Raw genomic sequence first — 17,772 nt, 5'->3', positions numbered from 1 at the left:
TTCAGTAGCGGATGCACCGCTCGCGTCCCTTACAGAGGTAATGACGGGCAGGAACCGGGATCGTCACGCACAAACGGTAACTTCGGCCCACATTGCCCGGTCCGCACCGCCGTTATTCCGCACCGGCACCCGATCTGGGACAATCGCAGCAGGTCCGGCCGCCGCCGGACAGGACAAGGAACACCATGGCAGGATTCGAGCTGCCGCAGGCGGCGTATGAGCACGGGAACTCCCCCCGGAGCACGCAACCGTGGAACGGCCATGTCGACGAGGCGGCCCTGGTCGCGCGGGCACGCGACGGGGATCTGCCGGCGTTTGAATACCTCGTGGCGGTGTACCAGCGCAGGCTGTTCCGGCTCGCCTACCGGATGCTTCGGGACCGCGGGGACGCCGAGGACGTTGTCCAGGACACCCTGACGGCCGGCTGGCGGGTCCTTCCGACCTTGAACCGCGAAGAAGCCTTCGGAGGCTGGGTCTACCGCACGGCCACCAACCGCTGCCTGGATGTGCTTCGGCACCGTACGTCGCACCCCCAGGATCTGCCCGGCGCCGACCCGCTGGCGGACGCCGCGGAAGTGGTCTCCGTGCGGGAGACGGACCGGAAGCTGGACCCGCACCACAGGGCAGAGGAGGCGGCCGAGCTGGAGGCGCTGCGCCGTGCACTGTCCCTGCTGCCGGCGGACCAGCGGGCCTGCTGGCTGCTTCGTGAAATCCATGGCCAGAGCTACGCAGAGATCGGAGCCGCCCTGCTGATCAGCCCGCAGGCGGTGCGGGGCCGGCTGGCCCGGGCCCGCGGGCACCTGACGGCAGCAATGCGGCAGTGGCAGTAAACCCTTGTTATTCCACTTCTCAGACAATAATATCCACGATACGGAAGAAGTTGCCGACGTCACTGTCGTGCTGTCCACCGGCACCGCAATAGGGAGAATCATCATGGCCATCGAAGTAACCGACTCCTCGCCCGCCGAAGGCGCGGAGCGCATCCTGACGCCCGAGGCACTGGAGTTCATCGAAGAACTCCACCGCCGTTTCCGCAGCATCCGGGACGAGCGCCTTGCCGCGCGCTCGGTCCGGCGGCAGGAAGCAGCCACCACGGGAAGGCTGGATTTCCTGTCCGAGACCGCCGACATCCGCAGCGGCGAGTGGAAGGTGGCCGAAGCGCCTGCCGCACTGCAGGACCGCCGTGTGGAAATGACCGGCCCCGCATCCCCCGCCAAGATGGCCATCAATGCCCTGAACTCGGGGGCCAAGGTCTGGCTGGCGGACCTTGAGGACGCCTGCACCCCCACCTGGCACAACGTGGTGGATTCCCAGGTGAACCTGTACCGCGCGGCCCGCGGAGACCTTTCCTTCACCTCACCCGAGGGCAAGGAGTACTCGCTGCGCACGGATGCGCCGCTCGCCGTCGTCGTCATGCGCCCGCGCGGCTGGCACCTGCCCGAAAAGCACCTGCTGATCGACGGCGAGCCCGCCGTCGGCGCGCTGGTGGACTTCGGACTCCACTTCTTCGCCAACGCCCGCCAGCTGCTGGACAACGGGCAGGGCCCCTACTACTACCTGCCCAAGATGGAGAGCCACCTGGAGGCCCGCCTCTGGAACGATATCTTCACCTTCTCCGAAGACTATGTCGGCGTGCCGCAGGGCTCCGTCCGCGCCACGGTCCTGATCGAAACCATTCCGGCCGCCTTTGAAATGGAGGAAATTCTCTACGAACTGCGCAACCATGCCTCCGGGCTGAACGCCGGACGCTGGGATTACCTGTTCAGCATGATCAAGGTCTTCCGCGACGCAGGGAAGGCCTATCTGCTGCCGGACCGCGCGGATGTGTCCATGACCGCACCCTTTATGCGGGCCTACACGGAACTGCTGGTCAAGACCTGCCACCGCCGCGGCGCCTTTGCCATGGGCGGCATGGCCGCGTTCATCCCCAACCGCCGCGAACCGGAAATCACCGCGAGCGCGCTGGACAAGGTGCGGGCGGACAAAACCCGTGAGGCCGGAGACGGTTTTGACGGTTCCTGGGTGGCGCATCCGGATCTGGTGCCCGTGTGCCGGGAGGTCTTTGACAGCACGCTCGGCGACAAGCCGAACCAGGTGGACCGCCAGCGTGAGGACGTCTCCGTCACCGCCACGGACCTGCTCGATGTCAGCACGGCTCCGGGCTCCATTACGGAGGCCGGGCTGCGGTCCAACCTCTATGTCGCCGTCAACTATGTGGCCATTTGGCTCTCCGGCAACGGGGCCGTCGCCATCCGGAACCTCATGGAGGACGCCGCCACCGCGGAGATCTCCCGGTCCCAGGTCTGGCAGCAGGTACGCAACAACGTGGTCCTCGAAGACACCGGCGAGACCGTCACCGAGGCATTGGTCAGCCGGCTCCTCGCTGAGGAAACGGAGCGGCTGCGCTCAGAGGTGTCCGAGGAGATGTTCACGGGGTACTTCGAGCCGGCAAGCCGCATCATCGGAGAGATCAGCCTGTCCAAGGACTACACGGACTTCCTGACCCTTCCGGCCTACGAGCTGATCGACTAGGGCCCCGCGGCCGGGCGGATGGAACCTGTCCGGCTACCCCTTCGGCCTGCGGACCGTGCTGCCGCCCGGAAGAACGGTCCGCAGGTATCCGCTGCCCCAGCGGGTAATGGCGTTGTAGGCCTGGGCCCGGATCGCCGGCGCGGACAGGAAAACGTCATGCATCGCCTGCGGAATCCGCTCCACACTCACCGAGTTTCCGAGCGAGAGCGCGCGGTGGGCCACCACGTTGACGTCCAGGACGACGTCGGAACGTTCCGCATTTTCCGACCAGCGCGGATGCAGGTAGCTGTTGTCCGAAAGCAGCACCAGGACAGGCAGCTGCAGGTGCAGGCCTGCAGCCACCGTCGCCTGGGCCGAAAACACGGCGTGGAGGAAGGCCACCGTGACCGGGAATCCCCGCACGGGACGCCAGGCGATGTTGTAGTGCCACTCTCCCCCGAACGCAGCGGAAACGGTCCGGGTGTAGATGCCTGGATCGACCGGCGGCAACGGCCTGCGGGGATGGTGCTGCGCCTGCAGGCTGACCAGCGGGGAAATGACGCGGCGGGCCAGTTCAGTGGCCTGGAATTCCAGCCAGGGGCTGTTCAGGATCAGGGCTGCGGCCCGCCCGGGGTGGCGGTGCGCCCAGAGGGCCAGGGTCAGGCCTCCGGTGGAGTGCCCCAGCAGGATCAGCGGCCCGGTGCCCGCTGTGTTCTGCCCCATGGCGTCCAGTGCGGCGTCCAGATCCGCGTCGTAGTCGCTGAGGTCCTGGACATATCCGGGCTCCTCGCCCGGGCGCAGGCTGCGGCCGTAGTGATGCAGGTCGACGGCGAAGAACCTGGCCCCCTGCCCGGCCCAGTAGCGTGCCAGTTCGGTCTGGAAAAAGTAGTCGGACCACCCGTGTACATAAAGCACATCCGGTACGGTGCCCGCCGGAGCATCCGGCGATATGACCGGGGACGGGCCGGCCGGGCCGGACGTACCGGCCGGCGGCCGGTACCGGACCAGGGTCGCGACCCTGCCGCCGGGCAGATCCAGGGCCAGCTGCTCGAATCCCTCGCCGAGGATGTCCGGCTCCCACCGGCGCCCGGCGTGCGGTCGCATCAGGCGGGACCGCTGTCCGGCTCGAAGCGGATGACCTGGCGGATCGCCAGGCCGTCCGCCAGGGTATCCATGGCCTCATTGATGTCCTCCAGCGCTATGGTGGCGGACACCAACTCCTCCACGGGCAGTTTTCCCTCCCGCCACAGCTGGGCGTACACGGGAATGTCCCGGGCCGGGACGGCGGAACCGAGGTAGCTGCCGATGATGGTCCGGGCCTCGGCGGTGAGCGTCAGCGGCGGGATTTCTGCGGTCTGGTCCGGAGCGGGCAATCCGACCGTGACCGTAGTGCCGCCGGGGGCGGTGATCCGCACGGCCGTTTCAAAGGCACGGGGATGGCCGGCAGCTTCGATCACCAGGGCCGGCCGAATGCCGGCTTCGAGCGCCTCCTGCGGCGTGTAGACCGCATCCGCACCAAGCTCCCGGGCCCGCGCCAGTTTTTCGGGCAGCGAGTCGATGCCGATCACGCTGCGGACATCCAGGGACAGAGCCGTCAGCAGGGCCGCCATGCCGACACCGCCGAGCCCGACGATCGCGACGTCGTCATCCTTGCCCGGGCGGGCCGGGTTCAACACCGCCCCGCCGCCCGTCAGGACGGCGCAGCCCAGCAGGGCCGCCACGTGCGGGGGAATGTCATCGCCCACCGGCACCACAGATTTCCGGTTGACCACGGCGTGCGTTGCGAAACCCGAAACGCCCAGATGGTGGCGCACCTGGCCGCCGTCCGTGTCGGACAGCCGCATCCCGCCGTCGAGCAGCGTCCCGGCATTGTTCGCTGCCGATCCCGGGATGCAGGGCATCTTCCCTTCGGTCCGGCAACCGGCACATTCACCGCAGCGGGGCAGGAAGGCCATGACTACTCGCTGGCCGACGGCGAGGTCCTCCACCCCCTCTCCCAGTTCCTCCACTTTGCCCGCCGCCTCATGGCCGAGCAGCATGGGCAGCGGCCGCACGCGGCTCCCGTTCACCACCGACAGGTCCGAGTGGCACAGGCTCGCAGCCTCGATGCGCACCAGGATTTCGCCGGGGCCGGGCGGCTGCAGCTTCAGATCCTGCACCACAACCGGGCGGGACTGCGCATAGGGGCGCGGTGCGCCGATGGTCTGCAGGACCGCGCCGCGGATGGACCTGGTGCTCTCGGTGCCCATGCACTCTCCCTTGAGTAAATGCCGGACCGGGTTCCCGGTCCGTTTCAACACGACAGCCCTATTCCACCACGGCTGACGCGGGACGTCCCGCTGGCCGGCCCGGCCCCAACCGCTCCAACACGGCCGCAGGGGCCGCAGATCCGGCATTCGTTTGGCAAGATGAGGACCATGAGGAAGAGTTCCAGGACCGTGCCGGCGCTGCCGGATAAAGACACCCTCGCGCTGAAGCGGGCCTTGGCCGCCGGGGACGTCACCGTCTTCGTGGACGGGACGGCGTTGCGCCTGCCCGCCGCCGCCCGGGACGGGGTACTGGATCTGCTCTCCCGTCTTGCGGAGGGGCACCCCGTAACGGTGTCTTCCGAGCCGTCGGAGCCTGTTGATCCGCCGCTTCCCCCCGGACCGGTGCCGCTGCTCACCACCTCCCAGGCAGCCGCGGCGGCCGGCATTTCCCATACCTATCTGCGCAATCTGACGGATGCCGGAATCATCCCGGTTGAGTACCGCGGCTCGCACCGCCGCATCCGCATGGAGGACATCCAGTCCTGGCTCGAATCCCAGCAGGCCGCGAAAGCGGCAAGGGCAGCAAGGGAAGCCGGGCCGGACTCCGCCGGGCCGGCAGGCGCCTGACACGCGGAGCCGCCGGCGGAGGGAAACCGGCCGCCGGCGCCCCTGCCCGGCGGCGCGGCGGTGCACCTATGCTGGGAATGTGACGGCGGACACCCCGCCCACTGACCCTACTGACGGAGCAATACTGTGATCATCGGTATCCCCAAGGAAATCAAGAACAATGAATTCCGAGTAGCTATAACCGCCTCGGGCGTGCATGAACTGCGCGTCCACGGCCACGAGGTGCTGGTACAAAGTGGTGCCGGCACCGGCTCGAATATCACGGATGCGGAATACACCGCCGCCGGAGCGCAGATCCTGGACTCAGCCGACGACGTCTGGTCCAGGGCCGCCATGGTCCTCAAGGTCAAGGAGCCCATTGCCTCCGAGTACCGGCACTTCCGGCCTGGCCTGATCCTTTTCACCTACCTGCATTTGGCGGCCGAGCCGGAACTGACGGCGGCGCTCCTCGAACGCGGCGTCACCGCCATCGCCTATGAGACCGTGCAGCGCGGCCGCTCCCTGCCGTTGCTCGCGCCCATGTCCGAAGTGGCCGGACGGTTGTCCGTCCAGGTGGGGGCGCAGTCCATGATGGCTCCGGCGGGCGGCCCGGGCCTGCTCCTGGGCGGCGTTCCAGGTGTCCGGCCGGCCAAGGTGGTGGTGCTGGGAGCGGGCGTGGCCGGGACCAACGCCGCGGCAGCGGCCGTCGGCGCCCATGCCGACGTCACGGTCTTGGACATCAATATTGACCGGCTGCGGGAACTCGATGAGCTGTACGCGGGCCGGATCAAGACGGTGGCATCCAATGCCTTCGAGATTGAGCGGGCCGTCGTGGACGCGGATCTGGTGATCGGATCTGTACTGATTCCCGGCGCCCGTGCCCCGAAGCTGGTCACCAACGACATGGTGTCGCGGATGAAGCCGGGAAGCGTCCTGGTGGACATCGCCGTGGACCAGGGCGGCTGCTTTGAAGACAGCCATGCAACCACGCACGAGGACCCGACCTTCCGTGTGCACGGCTCCCTGTTTTACTGCGTGGCCAATATGCCCGGCGCGGTTCCGAACACTTCCACCTACGCGCTGACGAACGTGACGCTGCCGTACGCGGTGGCCCTGGCCAACCTGGGAGTGGCCGGCGCCTTTGAGAAGTACCCCGAGCTCGCGCACGGACTCAATATCGCCGCCGGCCGGGTCACCCACTCATCAGTCTCCGCAGCCCACGGGCTGGAACTGGCCTCGGAGGTGCCGGACCTGGTCACCTCCTAGTACACGGACCCGGAGTACCCGGACTGCCCGGCCCGCAGCAGCGCGGCCGGGCGGCAGCCGCTAGTGGACCGGCACCGCTGCCTTGGTGCTGGGCCCGCGGAGGACCGGCTGGCCCAGCATGGAAATGATGACGGCGCCCAGCGCCATCGGGATCACGAACAGGAAGTACAGATCGCCGGGAGTCCAACCGCCGTCTATCAGGGAGCCGGCGAGGATCGGCGAGATGATGGCGCCCACGCGGCCCATGCCGATCACCAGGCCCAGGGCGGTGCCTCGGACCTCGCTCGTGTAATAGGTGGGGCTGATCGCCAGCATGCCGGCGATGGGTGCGTTGGATCCAAAGCCCACGAGTGCTGCCGCCAGCAGCGCCCAGCCCAGCGAGCCGTCGGTCGAGTTGGCGAACACGACGAACGTGGCGGCTCCGATCACGAAAAACACGGCCAGGACCTTGCGCATGGGGAAGCGCGCCCCCAGCAGTCCCAGCAGGATGCCGCCCACAATCGCCCCGACGCTGAAGAGCACCCCTGCGTTGATGCCGTCCTGCGCGGAGAACCCGCTTTCCGTGATCAGCCGGGGAGTCCAGGAGTTCGCAAAGTAGAAGCTCGCCATGAGGACGAAGTAGGCCAGGGCCAGCAGGATGGTCCGGCGGGCGTTATAGCCGGTCAGGACGTCGGCGAACCGGGATTTACGGTGCTCCTCGGCCGCGGGTTCGGGCAGCACCTTCACGGCGGGCTGTCCGATGGCCCGGAGGCTGCGGTTGACTCGTTCGAGTGCCCCCGCCGGGCGGCGGGTCAGCAGATAGTCGACGGATTCGGGGAAGACCTTCATCACCAGCGGAATCATCAGGACGGTGACGACGGCACCGAACAGGAACGCCGAACGCCAGCCGTAGTGGCTGATCAACACACCGCTGATCAGGCCGCCCAGGACGCCGCCGATAGGCTGCCCGATGCTGACGATGGACAGGGCGGTGGAGCGACGCTTGGCATTGGAGAACTCGGAGGCAAAGACGCTGATGGTGGACTGGAGGGTTCCAATGGCCACGCCCGTCAGGAGGCGCAGAACCAGCAGCACCGCATAGTTCGGGGCGAAGTAGGAGGCCAGCATTCCGGCGGCGACAATGCAGACACCGATCAGCAGCGTTTTCTGGCGGCCGATAATGTCCGAAACCGTCGATACGAAGATCGATCCGACGGCCATTCCCACTAGTGCGGCACTGAGCAGGTACCCCAGCTGCGCGCCGTTCAACCCCCATTCCTCGGCGACATGGCTGGCGCTGAACGCCATGACCAGGACATCGAAGCCGTCGATCATATAGAGGGTGGTGCAGATGGCGATAATTGCCACCTGGCGCGGGCTCATCCGCGAATCTTCAATCCGTTCCTTAATTTGCACCACACAAAGCTAACTGAGAAGTACATCACTATAGGATTCCGTGTCGCGGAATGGCGGAATCGTTACGGAACAGGCCGCACCGCCGTCCTCGGATACCTCCTGATCCCGCTTGTTCGGCACAGAGAATTTCCCATAAGATGTCCTCTGGTCAAGACGCGGCCAGGGTCGGTTAACCATCCGTACCCATTTTTCCCCACCCTTGAGGAACCAGTGCCGTCTTGCCATGACTCTAGTAGTCCCGCCGACCCCGCGCCCGCGACGGCACCCGGGTATTTCCCCCGCCTCCTGTCCGCAGCCGCCCACGTCACCCACATCGCTTCCGACAGCGCCCTGGAGCGATTTGGCCTGAACCAGCGCAGTTTTCACCTGCTCGGCTACCTTGCCGCAGCATCAGCTTCTGAAGCCGTGCTGGCCGAGGCGACCAGCCAGCCCACAACAGTTATCCAGGGCGGTTTGACGGAACTGAAGTCCGCCGGATATTCCAGCCGGGACGGGTCCGGAACCTGGTCGGTTACCGAGGCAGGCCTCAAGGTCATCGAGTGTGCAAACCTGGCCCAGTCGGAAGCGACCTTGGATGCAGAGGACAGCCAGGAACTGCGGCGGGCCCTGCGCGCCCTCATCGCGTCGCTTCGGCTCGAGCCGGGCGGGCCCCGGACCCAGCCCTAGCTCCCGGGCCGGACGAGCGCGCCCACCAGCTCCTCCCATCCCCTCTCCAGACGGGGCAGGTCCATGCCTTCCTCACCGCAGAGGTGGAGAAGCAGGCCTGCATCCAGGAAGGCCGTCAGCTGATATGCGGCGAGTTCCGGGTCAGGAACCGTGCCGGTCAGCCGGAGCAGTCCGGCCAGGTGTTCGCGTTCAAGGCTGCGGGACGGATGCTGGTAGCGGGTCCGGGGATCGACGTCGGCCGCCCGGGCCAGCTCACCGGTCACGTTCAGCGATGCCAACCGCGCCAGGCCGAAGGCAAACAGCCGGTCGACCGGAGGTGCCCCCGGCCCCAGCGGAGGCGGACCGTACAGATACGCGGTTCGGAAACCCTGCTCGGCATGGTCCAGAAGCGCCTGCATCAAGCCGGCACGGGACCCGAAGCGCCGGAATACCGTCCCCTTGCCCAGGCGTGCCCGCTCGGCCAGATCATCCATCGTGAAGGCATTGGCGCCGCTGGCAGCAACGAGTTCCAGAGCCGCCTCGAGCACCCGGTGGCGGTTCCGGGCAGCATCCACCCGGATCCCGCCGTGTGATGGTCCTCTCCCGTCCATGCGGGCCAGTGTAACCGTCGCGGGAATAAAATCGGACTGTAGTCCGCTTAAGTTCCCAAGAATAAAACCGTGTTCGTGTCCTCAATCCGGCACGGCCTAGACAGGAGTTCCCATTTTGAGCACCACCATCCTGACCCTCGTCGGCAGCCTCCGCGCCGGTTCGATCAACCGCCAACTCGCTGAAGCCGCAGCGGCCGGCGCTCCGGAAGGCGTCGAGGTGAAACTCTTTGAGGGGCTGGGCGACATCCCGTTCTACAACGAAGACATTGACGTGGAGGGACAGGTTCCTGAAGCAGCACAGGTCCTGCGCGACGCCGCCGCCGCCTCTGACGGGCTGCTGCTGATCAGCCCCGAGTACAACGGCACCATGCCTGCCGTACTGAAGAACGCCATTGACTGGCTGTCCCGGCCCTTCGGCGCAGGTGCCATCTCCGGCATGCCCACCGCCGTCATCGGTGCCGCCTTCGGCCAGTACGGCGGCGTTTGGGCGCAGGACGATGCCCGCAAGTCCGTCGGCATCGCCGGTGCCCGCGTGGTCGAAGAAGTCCGCCTGGCCATCGGCGGATCCGTAACGCGCTACGACGGTATCCACCCGCAGGATGATCCGGACACCGTTGCACAGCTCGGCGAGGCTATCCGCATCCTTGCCGACGCCTCTGTCTCCGCAGCCTAGGCAAAGAAGGCTCGCCAAAGCAGGCACAAGAAGAGGGACGGACCGTCACTGGTCCGTCCCTCTTCTGCGTTCCCGTCTTTCTCCTAGTACCAGACCTCGTCCGCCCAGGCCGCATCCCTCAGGTATTCACGCGCCGGACCGACATTCCAGGCTTCACCGTAGGGCGCCAGGACACCGCTGTTCTTCAGGACAGCCAAGACGTCGTCGGAGCAACCAAGAACCGAACCGAGTTCCTGCGCGTCCGCTATCACTACTTCCTCATGATCGGCCACCGGATGGGCCCCCTCCCATGCCTGCACGGTCAGCGCTTATCGAGCAGAACAGACTCGCGTTCCGGGCTCCAGGTGCGCGCATACAACCCCATGGCCGCTTCTTCGCGCAGGCTTAGGCCCAGCCGGTTCAGGAGCATATGGGCCTGGTAGACCGTCAGGTGCTGGGCGCTTCGGCTCAGCCGGGCTTTGTCCGCACGGTAGAGGTACGTGTCGATACCGCGGAACCAGCGGCGGCGCCAGTTTTCGACGGCGGATTCGGCCGCTGTCGCTGCCATCAGCCGGTGCGTCGGCATGACCTTTGCCCCCACCTGGACTGTCATGGCCTGCCTCACCCCGGCTGCCCGGGGGCCGAACCCCGCAGTGCAGCTGCGCAGGTGGCTGTCCCAGTAATAGTCCCAGGAAAGACGGCGGCGGTCCGGCCAGGCAGATGCCCTCGGACCCTTCATCATGCTTCGGGCCGCATCAAACAGCAGGAGAGAACCCAGTGCCCAGCGGTTTTGGACCTTGGGGAACCGCGCGGTGGCCCAGCTGGCCAGGTCCGAGGAAAGTTCGAAGACTTCCTCGGCAAGGGCTAGCCCCTCTACGCCGCCGTACTTCGCGAGGTCCGCCTCAACCCGCGGGTCCTGCGGATCGCTGCCTCCGGGGCTGAGCCGGTCCGTGGCCGGTTCGCTGAACTGCTGGCTGGTTTCCAGGTGCCCGATGACACCGCTGGATTGTTCCTGCAGCGCCACCAGCAATGACTGCAGCCGGTCCAGCGTGTTCGTACTTGCCAGCACCCGGAGTTTTACGTGCGCATGGACCGGATCCGTGCACCGGGTGAAATACCACCGCTGCGCCCCAAGGACCTGCGCCTGAGCCGCCAGCGGGGTAACCAGTTCTCCAATGATGCCGTCCGCTACATCGAAGCCCCCGGTATGGATGGAGAGTGACCACCAATGAGCACTTGGTTGCGTTCGTGAGGCTGGGCGAACTGCAGCTAGCTGGCTCATATGCATCTTTCCCCTCGGGGTGCGGTTACCGCCGCCTGGCGGCCTTGCAATTGTTCTGTTTACGAAAGGTCGGCCCGGTGCGGGCCTTCGGTTAGAACCAGTCCCAGCTCTTCATGATCGCTATCCCCCTTGGGTCTTGGGCTGTTGCTCAGCCGGCGCCTTGATTTGACTCCGAAAGCTTCCCCCGCCGCTGCACGGCCTGTAAATAGCCTCCGCTGCCCGGTTCCGGACATGTCCGGATGTGGACCCGAAAAGTACCGTGCAGGGGTCCCGGTCGCCGCACAACGGGCAACGCCGCCGCCTTTGCGCGGCAGGGGCAGCGCGCTGGCGCCGGTGTCATTAAGCGGCCATGTCCTGCATTACAAAGTGTGTTGCAGTCATAAAACACTTTTGCCACATCCGGACCGCAATGGGCACCCGCTGGGTAGGGTAGCTCTGGGGGCTTCAGCAGATCTTGGGGAAAGGATGCGCCGTGCTGTCTCAGGTGTCGCTCGACGTCTACCGCTTTGCCGTAAGCCGCCCGGGATGGACGGCGGAGGAGGCCTCCGAAGCCTTGGGGTACACCAGCCGGGTGATCGACACCGCCATCACGGAACTGACGGCACGCTGCCTTCTGCTCAAGCAGGCTGACGACTGCCCCAGCTACACGGCCGTCTCCCCCGATGTCGCACTCGCCGAACTGGTTGATCCGGACGAACGTGCCCTGCTGGAACTGCGCGGCAGGATCAACGCCCGCCGCCGGGAGATGGCCGCATTGACACCGGCGTACGCGGAGGCACGCAAACGCCTTGCTTCCGATTCATCGGTGGAGGTGGTCGAGGAGCAGGAAAAAGTCCAGCGGGTGCTGATCGAATATGGACGCAGTGCCACCGACCGTGTCCTGATTGCCCGCCCGGGACGGGGCGCCAATGCCGACATCCACGAGGAAAGCGTGCAAAAGGACCTGGACCTGCTGCGCAGCGGCGTGAGGCGGCAAACGCTGTACCACGCGAGCACACGCGACCATGTGCCTACCCGCAAGGCGGTGCAGATCATCACCGAAGCCGGCGGGCAGTTCCGCACCCTTCCGTACATGCCCCTGCGGACCCTTATCTTCGATGAGAAAGTCGCAGTCGTCGCCCGCGACCTGCATCCGGGCGACGTAGCCGGGCTGGTGGTGCGGGATTCCAACCTGATCCGGATCTTCGGACTGCTCTTCGAGTTTGCCTGGGGCCTGGCGGAACCCTTCCTGACCGACAATCCCGGCAGGGAGGACCTCACCAGCACGCAGCGGGCGGTCCTGACGGCGCTGGCGTCCGGTTACTCGGATGAAGCCATTGCCCGCCGGGTGGGGATCAGCGTGCGCACGTGCCGCCGCCATATCGCCTGGATGCTGGAAGAGCTGGGGGCCGAGAGCCGGTTCCAAGCGGGGATCAAGGCGCATAAGGCCGGCTGGATCTAGCTTCGGGGAGACCAGTGAACTAAACAGCCGTTGCATGACGGTTAACTTGCCGGGTTAGCATGGGGTGCATGACCCGCGAGGAATTCTCCGATGCCGTAGAACTACCTGTAGACACCATGGCCGCACTGGAACGTGCCGCCGGCTCCCACCGGCACGAAATGCTCTTCTCCAACCGCGCCTTCCACATCAAGCAGTCGGCCGTGCGCGATGTCTTTGACATCTCCATCCGCCCCGGCCTGATTTCCCTGGCCGGGGGCAGCCCGTACCTGCGGTCGCTGCCGCTGGAGGACCTGGGCAGGACCGCGCAGAACATCATCGCCGAGCACGGACTCGAGGCGCTCCAGTACGGCGGCGGACAGGGGATGGAAGAGCTGCGGGCACAGGCCTGCCAGGTCATGGCGGCGGAAGGGATCCTCGACGCCGATCCGGCGGACATTGTCATCACCACCGGCTCCCAGTCGGCCCAGGACGTGGCAGCAAAGGTTTTCTGCGACCCCGGCGACGTGATCCTCTGCGAAAACCCCACCTACGTGGGGGCACTGAATGCCTTCGAGGCCTATGAAGTGGACGTGCAGACCGCGCCGATGGACGACGACGGCCTGGTCCCCGAGGCCCTCGAGCAGCGCATCGGGGAGCTGCGTGCCGAGGGGAAAACCATCAAGCTGCTCTACACGATTCCCAGCTTCAACAATCCCAGCGGCGTCACGCTGAGCGCCGAACGGCGGCAGGCCGTGGTGGACATCTGCTCGCGCAACAACATCCTGGTCCTGGAGGACAATCCGTACGGCCTGCTGCGTTTTGACGGCGAGCCGCTGCCACCAATGCGGGCAGACAACCCGCAGGACGTTCTGTATCTCGGCTCGTTTTCGAAGATCTTCGCCCCCGGGGTGCGCCTTGGATGGGCACTGATCCCGCGCCATCTCTACCGCCGCTTCTATCTGGCCTGCGAAGCCGTGGTCCTCTGCCCTTCGCCGCTGACCCAGATGCTTGTTTCCGCTTACCTGCGCGACTACGACTGGATGGGGCATGTCCGGGATTCCCGGGCACTGTATGCGGAGCGCTGCGCCTCCATGCTCGCAGCCCTGGAGGAGCACATGCCCGAGGGAGTCACCTGGACCCGGCCGGACGGCGGGTTCTTTATCTGGCTGACGCTGCCCGAGGGCGTGGACAGCTATCCCCTGCTGTATGAAGCCATCGACGCCGGGACGGTCTTCATCCCGGGGGCAGCCTTTACCCCCGGAGAGGGCCCGTCCAACAAACTGCGGCTGGCGTTCAGCGCGGTGTCCTCCGAGGACATTGCCGAAGGCGTCCGCCGGCTGGCGCCGATCCTCACCGCCGCCGTCGCGGCAGCGACAGTCCGCTAGGCAACGACGACGGCGGTTCGGCGCCCGCGGACCGCTCACTCCAGCAGCAGGGCAGGCTCCTCCAGGATGGACGCGACGTCGGCCATAAACCGGGCCGACAGGTCGCCGTCGACCACGCGGTGGTCAAAGGACCCGCCCAGGGTCGTGATCCAGCGCGGCACCACCTGTCCGTCGACCACCCAGGGCTTCTGCTTGATGGTTCCGAACGCCACGATGGCCACTTCCCCCGGGTTGATGATCGGGGTGCCCGTGTCGATGCCCAGCGACCCGATGTTGGTGACGGTCAGGGTGCCGTCCCGCATATCGGCAGGCGGCGTCCGGCCTTCCCGGGCAGTTGCCGCAAGGGTGTTCAGGGCGACCGCAAGTTCCTTCAGCGAAAGATCCTGCGCCTCCTTGATGTTCGGCACCATCAGTCCGCGCGGGGTGGCTGCCGCAATGCCGAGATTCATGAAGTGCTTGACCAGGATCTCGTCGCCGGCCCAGGTGGCGTTCACCGACGGGTTGCGCGCCGCCGCCCAGATGACCGCTTTGGCCAGGACCAGCAGCGGCGAAACCTTGATGCCCTCGAAGTCCTTGGAGGCCTTCAGTCGCTGGACGAACTCCATGGTCCGGGACGCATCCACGTCCACGAAGATGCTGACATGGGGTGCGCTGAAGGCGCTTTCCACCATGGCCTTTGCCGTAGCCCTGCGCACCCCCTTGACGGGGATCCGTTCAATCCGGGCACCATCCGCCTCACTGCCCGGCGACCGGAACCCGCCCGCCGGCTGGCGCTCTGCCTCACGCTGCGCCTGGAAGCCGATCAGGTCCTGCTTGGTCACTTCCCCGCTGGCACCCGTGGCCGGGACGTCTGCCAGATTGATGCCCAGGTCCTTTGCGGCCTTGCGGACCGGCGGCTTGGCCAGCACACGCTGGGTCATCCGGGCGGCCCGGTCCTGCTCGGTTCCGGACGGCGCCGGCGTTTCGGACGCTGCCGGTGTTTCGGATGGCGCCGGGACGGGCCGGTCCCCCGCGGGAGCGGGAGCCGGCACCGTGCCGGAGGGGCGGCGCGGACGGCGCCGCACGGCATCAGGCTTGGGGCCGGTACCTGTCAGCGAGGCACGCGGAGCTTCTGCCGCAGGCGTCGGCGGGGCCTCCGGTGCCTCCGGGGTTTCCGGAGCCTCCGCGGAAACTGCGCGGTCCGCACGCGGCGTCGCGGTCCCGGATCCGGTGCCGACCGTCACGCTGATGATGGGCGTTCCGACGTCGACGGTTTCGCCTTCCTCCACCATGAGGGAAGACACCGTGCCGGCGTAAGGCGAGGGAAGCTCCACCAGGGATTTGGCGGTTTCGATTTCCACGATCACGTCATTGACGGCAACCGTGTCGCCCGGCGCGACCTTCCACTGCACGATATCGGCTTCGGTCAGGCCTTCGCCCACGTCCGGCAGGCGGAATGTCTTTTCAGTCATGGCATCTCGTTCTTGGTCATTGGCTGGGGCAGGAAGGGGCGCATCAGTATGCGAAGGAGCGGTCCAGCGCTTCCAGCAGGCGGTCGATATCCGGCAGGTAATGTTCCTCAACCTTGGCCACCGGGTACGGCATGTGGAAGCCGCCCACACGCAGAACCGGCGCCTCGAGGGACAGGAACGCGCGTTCTGCCACGCGTGCGGCGATTTCGCCGCCGATCCCGCCGAAGGTCGGCGCCTCATGGGTCACGATCAGCCGTCCGGTCTTGCGCACGGACTCCGTAACGGTGTCGAAGTCGATCGGCGAAATGGACCGCAGATCCACCACCTCCACGGACCGTCCGTCTTCTTCCGCAGCAGCAGCCGCCGCCAGGGCAACGGGCACCAGCGGACCGTACGCAACAATGGTGGCGTCGGTGCCCTCGCGGACAACGTGCGCGGAGAACGGATCAGACGTCGGCGCAGTGGTGTCCACGTCGCCCTTGAGCCAGTAGCGGCGCTTGGGTTCAAAGACGATGACCGGGTCCTTGCAGGTCACGGCCTGCTGAATCATCCAGTAGGCGTCCTGGGGATTCGACGGCGTGATGATGCGCAGTCCTGCGGTGTGGGCAAAGAGCGCCTCGGGCGATTCCGAGTGGTGTTCGATCGAGCCGATGCCCCCGCCGTAGGGAATCCGGATGACCACGGGGGCACTGAGCACACCTTCGCTGCGGGAGTGCATCTTGGCCAGCTGCGTGGTGATCTGGTTGAAGCCCGGGAACACGAATCCGTCGAACTGGATCTCACAGACGGGCAGGTAGCCGCGCAGGGCCAGACCGATGGCCGTGCCGATGATTCCCGATTCGGCCAACGGAGTGTCCATGACGCGGTCCGCGCCGAAGTCCGCCTTCAGGCCCTCGGTGACGCGGTAGACGCCGCCGAGCGATCCGATGTCCTCGCCCATCAGCAGCGAGTTCGGGTGCGCTTCGAGGGCTGCGCGCAGGCCGGCGTTGATGGCCTTGGCCATGGTCATGGTGGTGCTCATGCGTTGTGCTCCCGGGAGGCAGGCTGGGACGTGGCGTGGTCGGGGGAAGGGGCGGCGTCGTCGTTCGCAAACCCTGCCTCATACCGGCGGTGGGCATCCAGTTCCTCGCGGATCAGCGGATGGGCTTCGGCGTACACATCGGTGAAGGCATCCTCAAACCCAGGCGCCTCCATCTGCTGGACGCTTTCCCGGAGCCGGACGGCCATGGTGCCGCCCTCTTCCCGGAGTTCCTCGAAGAACGCGTCGTCCGCCAGCCCCTGGCTGCGCAGGTACTTTTCCATCCGGAGCAGCGGGTCCCGGTCCAGCCAGGCTTCCTCGTCGGCACTGAGGCGGTATTTGGTGGGATCGTCCGCCGTCGTGTGCGCGCTCATCCGGTAGGTAAAGGCTTCGACCAAGACTGGACCGGCACCGGAACGGGCGTGTTCCAGGGCCCAGCGCGTCACCGCATGGACAGCCAGGACGTCGTTACCGTCCACCCGTATACCGGGGAAGCCGTAGCCCCGCGCCCGGTTGGCCAAGGGGATCCGCGACTGGACCTCGGTCGGGACGGAGATGGCCCAGTGGTTGTTCTGGCAGAAGAACACCACCGGCGCGTTGTAGGACGCCGCAAAGACCATGCCTTCGTGCACATCGCCTTCGGAGCTCGCGCCGTCGCCGAAGTACGCCACCGTGGCGGCTTCGGGCAGCTTGGGATCCACCAGCCGGTCACGGGACATGCCCATGGCGTAACCGACCGCGTGCGGCACCTGTGCGGCCAGCACAAGCGTGTACAGGTGGAAGTTTGCCTCCCGGGGGTCCCAGCCGCCGTGCGAGATGCCGCGGAAACGGCGCAGCAGGTGGGTAAGATCCAAGCCGCGCGTGTAGGCGACGCCGTGCTCGCGGTAGGTGGGGAAAACGTAGTCCTGTGGCAGCAGGGCACGGCCGGAACCGATCTGCGCGCCTTCCTGGCCGGTGAGCGGAACCCACATCACGAGCTCGCCCTGCCGCTGAAGCGCAGTGGCTTCTTCGTCGAACCGGCGGACCAGGAACATGTCGCGGTAGAACCCGCGGAGCTCCTCGGGGGTCAGCTCCTGGATGTAACTGCTGTAGGTCTCGTCCTGCACCAGCTCCCCATCGATGGTGAGCAGCTGCACCATGTCCGGGACAGGGTTCTCCTCCGGAGCTCCCATGAGGGATTGCTCAATCCCGGCCGAGTCGAACTCACTGGCCGGCAAGTGTCCTACGTCCATGCCTACTCCTCGCCTGGACAGCCGAAAGCCGCACCGCGCTAGAAATATA

Annotated in this window: 17 protein-coding genes; 8 read left to right on the top strand and 9 right to left on the bottom strand. The window is 66.4% G+C overall.

Annotated elements, in window-relative coordinates:
• The first annotated feature begins 185 nt into the window (after positions 1-185).
• The gene (locus tag AC5RT8_RS09930; RefSeq protein ID WP_494095538.1) at positions 186-830 is read left to right on the top strand and encodes an RNA polymerase sigma factor; all 645 of its coding nucleotides are present in this window, start codon (positions 186-188) and stop codon (positions 828-830) included.
• A gap of 103 nt (positions 831-933) precedes the next feature.
• Positions 934-2,532 (top strand): malate synthase A, encoded by a 1,599-nt coding sequence (gene aceB, locus AC5RT8_RS09925; RefSeq protein ID WP_494095537.1) that lies wholly within the window; start codon positions 934-936, stop codon positions 2,530-2,532.
• A 33-nt stretch (positions 2,533-2,565) separates the two neighbouring features.
• Here the strand turns inward: aceB and AC5RT8_RS09920 are convergent, their stop codons facing one another.
• A complete protein-coding gene (locus tag AC5RT8_RS09920) occupies positions 2,566-3,615 on the bottom strand; it encodes an alpha/beta hydrolase (RefSeq protein WP_494095536.1) in 1,050 nt (349 codons plus the stop codon).
• Positions 3,615-4,760 (bottom strand): alcohol dehydrogenase catalytic domain-containing protein, encoded by a 1,146-nt coding sequence (locus tag AC5RT8_RS09915; protein ID WP_494095535.1) that lies wholly within the window; start codon positions 4,758-4,760, stop codon positions 3,615-3,617. Before AC5RT8_RS09915 ends, AC5RT8_RS09920 begins: the two co-directional genes overlap by 1 nt.
• A gap of 168 nt (positions 4,761-4,928) precedes the next feature.
• Here AC5RT8_RS09915 and AC5RT8_RS09910 point away from each other — a divergent pair, with 168 nt between their 5' ends.
• Positions 4,929-5,387, top strand: coding sequence for a helix-turn-helix domain-containing protein (locus AC5RT8_RS09910; RefSeq protein ID WP_494095534.1), 459 nt, complete (start codon positions 4,929-4,931; stop codon positions 5,385-5,387).
• A gap of 126 nt (positions 5,388-5,513) precedes the next feature.
• A complete protein-coding gene (gene ald, locus AC5RT8_RS09905) occupies positions 5,514-6,632 on the top strand; it encodes an alanine dehydrogenase (RefSeq protein ID WP_494095533.1) in 1,119 nt (372 codons plus the stop codon).
• 60 nt (positions 6,633-6,692) lie between these two features.
• Here the strand turns inward: ald and AC5RT8_RS09900 are convergent, their stop codons facing one another.
• Positions 6,693-8,027, bottom strand: coding sequence for an MFS transporter (locus AC5RT8_RS09900; protein ID WP_494095532.1), 1,335 nt, complete (start codon positions 8,025-8,027; stop codon positions 6,693-6,695).
• A 210-nt stretch (positions 8,028-8,237) separates the two neighbouring features.
• Here AC5RT8_RS09900 and AC5RT8_RS09895 point away from each other — a divergent pair, with 210 nt between their 5' ends.
• On the top strand, positions 8,238-8,693 hold the full coding sequence (locus AC5RT8_RS09895) for a hypothetical protein (RefSeq protein ID WP_494095531.1): 456 nt from the start codon (positions 8,238-8,240) through the stop codon (positions 8,691-8,693).
• Here the strand turns inward: AC5RT8_RS09895 and AC5RT8_RS09890 are convergent.
• Positions 8,690-9,283: a TetR/AcrR family transcriptional regulator gene (locus AC5RT8_RS09890; RefSeq protein WP_494095530.1), complete on the bottom strand. Its 594-nt coding sequence runs from the start codon at positions 9,281-9,283 to the stop codon at positions 8,690-8,692. The two genes, AC5RT8_RS09895 and AC5RT8_RS09890, sit on opposite strands and share 4 nt — an antisense overlap.
• Before the next feature lie 112 nt (positions 9,284-9,395).
• Here AC5RT8_RS09890 and AC5RT8_RS09885 point away from each other — a divergent pair, with 112 nt between their 5' ends.
• The gene (locus AC5RT8_RS09885; protein WP_494095851.1) at positions 9,396-9,956 is read left to right on the top strand and encodes an NADPH-dependent FMN reductase; all 561 of its coding nucleotides are present in this window, start codon (positions 9,396-9,398) and stop codon (positions 9,954-9,956) included.
• An 83-nt stretch (positions 9,957-10,039) separates the two neighbouring features.
• Here AC5RT8_RS09885 and AC5RT8_RS09880 read toward each other — a convergent pair whose 3' ends face one another.
• Positions 10,040-10,255: a hypothetical protein gene (locus AC5RT8_RS09880; protein WP_494095529.1), complete on the bottom strand. Its 216-nt coding sequence runs from the start codon at positions 10,253-10,255 to the stop codon at positions 10,040-10,042.
• A 2-nt stretch (positions 10,256-10,257) separates the two neighbouring features.
• Positions 10,258-11,217, bottom strand: a complete 960-nt coding sequence (locus AC5RT8_RS09875; protein WP_494095528.1) for a lantibiotic dehydratase C-terminal domain-containing protein — start codon at positions 11,215-11,217, stop codon at positions 10,258-10,260.
• A gap of 472 nt (positions 11,218-11,689) precedes the next feature.
• Here AC5RT8_RS09875 and AC5RT8_RS09870 point away from each other — a divergent pair, with 472 nt between their 5' ends.
• Together AC5RT8_RS09870 and AC5RT8_RS09865 are read left to right on the top strand one after the other, a co-directional pair.
• Positions 11,690-12,658, top strand: a complete 969-nt coding sequence (locus tag AC5RT8_RS09870; protein ID WP_494095527.1) for a helix-turn-helix transcriptional regulator — start codon at positions 11,690-11,692, stop codon at positions 12,656-12,658.
• A gap of 68 nt (positions 12,659-12,726) precedes the next feature.
• The gene (locus tag AC5RT8_RS09865) at positions 12,727-14,022 is read left to right on the top strand and encodes an aminotransferase-like domain-containing protein (protein WP_494095526.1); all 1,296 of its coding nucleotides are present in this window, start codon (positions 12,727-12,729) and stop codon (positions 14,020-14,022) included.
• 35 nt (positions 14,023-14,057) lie between these two features.
• Here the strand turns inward: AC5RT8_RS09865 and AC5RT8_RS09860 are convergent, their stop codons facing one another.
• From AC5RT8_RS09860 to pdhA, 3 genes are read right to left on the bottom strand one after another with little or no spacing between them, the layout of a single operon-like run.
• Positions 14,058-15,473, bottom strand: a complete 1,416-nt coding sequence (locus tag AC5RT8_RS09860) for a dihydrolipoamide acetyltransferase family protein (RefSeq protein WP_494095525.1) — start codon at positions 15,471-15,473, stop codon at positions 14,058-14,060.
• Positions 15,474-15,516: 43 nt separating this feature from the next.
• The gene (locus tag AC5RT8_RS09855; protein ID WP_494095524.1) at positions 15,517-16,494 is read right to left on the bottom strand and encodes an alpha-ketoacid dehydrogenase subunit beta; all 978 of its coding nucleotides are present in this window, start codon (positions 16,492-16,494) and stop codon (positions 15,517-15,519) included.
• A complete protein-coding gene (gene pdhA / locus AC5RT8_RS09850; protein WP_494095523.1) occupies positions 16,491-17,723 on the bottom strand; it encodes a pyruvate dehydrogenase (acetyl-transferring) E1 component subunit alpha in 1,233 nt (410 codons plus the stop codon). The genes AC5RT8_RS09855 and pdhA overlap by 4 nt, the downstream gene beginning before the upstream one ends.
• Positions 17,724-17,772 lie beyond the last annotated feature (49 nt).

It is taken from the genome of Arthrobacter sp. Ms25 (assembly GCF_059090365.1).
The sequence above is the reverse complement of the archived record's forward strand: the minus strand, read 5'-3'. Positions and strand labels throughout refer to the sequence as shown.

What these genes read in the sequence shown, in the direction of transcription:
- AC5RT8_RS09930 (WP_494095538.1), top strand. Translation starts at nt 186, where the DNA reads ATGGCAGGATTCGAGCTGCCGCAGGCGGCGTATGAGCACGGGAACTCC.
- aceB (WP_494095537.1), top strand. Translation starts at nt 934, where the DNA reads ATGGCCATCGAAGTAACCGACTCCTCGCCCGCCGAAGGCGCGGAGCGC.
- AC5RT8_RS09920 (WP_494095536.1), bottom strand. Translation starts at nt 3,615, where the DNA reads ATGCGACCGCACGCCGGGCGCCGGTGGGAGCCGGACATCCTCGGCGAG.
- AC5RT8_RS09915 (WP_494095535.1), bottom strand. Translation starts at nt 4,760, where the DNA reads ATGGGCACCGAGAGCACCAGGTCCATCCGCGGCGCGGTCCTGCAGACC.
- AC5RT8_RS09910 (WP_494095534.1), top strand. Translation starts at nt 4,929, where the DNA reads ATGAGGAAGAGTTCCAGGACCGTGCCGGCGCTGCCGGATAAAGACACC.
- AC5RT8_RS09890 (WP_494095530.1), bottom strand. Translation starts at nt 9,283, where the DNA reads ATGGACGGGAGAGGACCATCACACGGCGGGATCCGGGTGGATGCTGCC.
- AC5RT8_RS09875 (WP_494095528.1), bottom strand. Translation starts at nt 11,217, where the DNA reads ATGAGCCAGCTAGCTGCAGTTCGCCCAGCCTCACGAACGCAACCAAGT.
- AC5RT8_RS09865 (WP_494095526.1), top strand. Translation starts at nt 12,727, where the DNA reads ATGACCCGCGAGGAATTCTCCGATGCCGTAGAACTACCTGTAGACACC.
- AC5RT8_RS09860 (WP_494095525.1), bottom strand. Translation starts at nt 15,473, where the DNA reads ATGACTGAAAAGACATTCCGCCTGCCGGACGTGGGCGAAGGCCTGACC.
- AC5RT8_RS09855 (WP_494095524.1), bottom strand. Translation starts at nt 16,494, where the DNA reads ATGAGCACCACCATGACCATGGCCAAGGCCATCAACGCCGGCCTGCGC.
- pdhA (WP_494095523.1), bottom strand. Translation starts at nt 17,723, where the DNA reads ATGGACGTAGGACACTTGCCGGCCAGTGAGTTCGACTCGGCCGGGATT.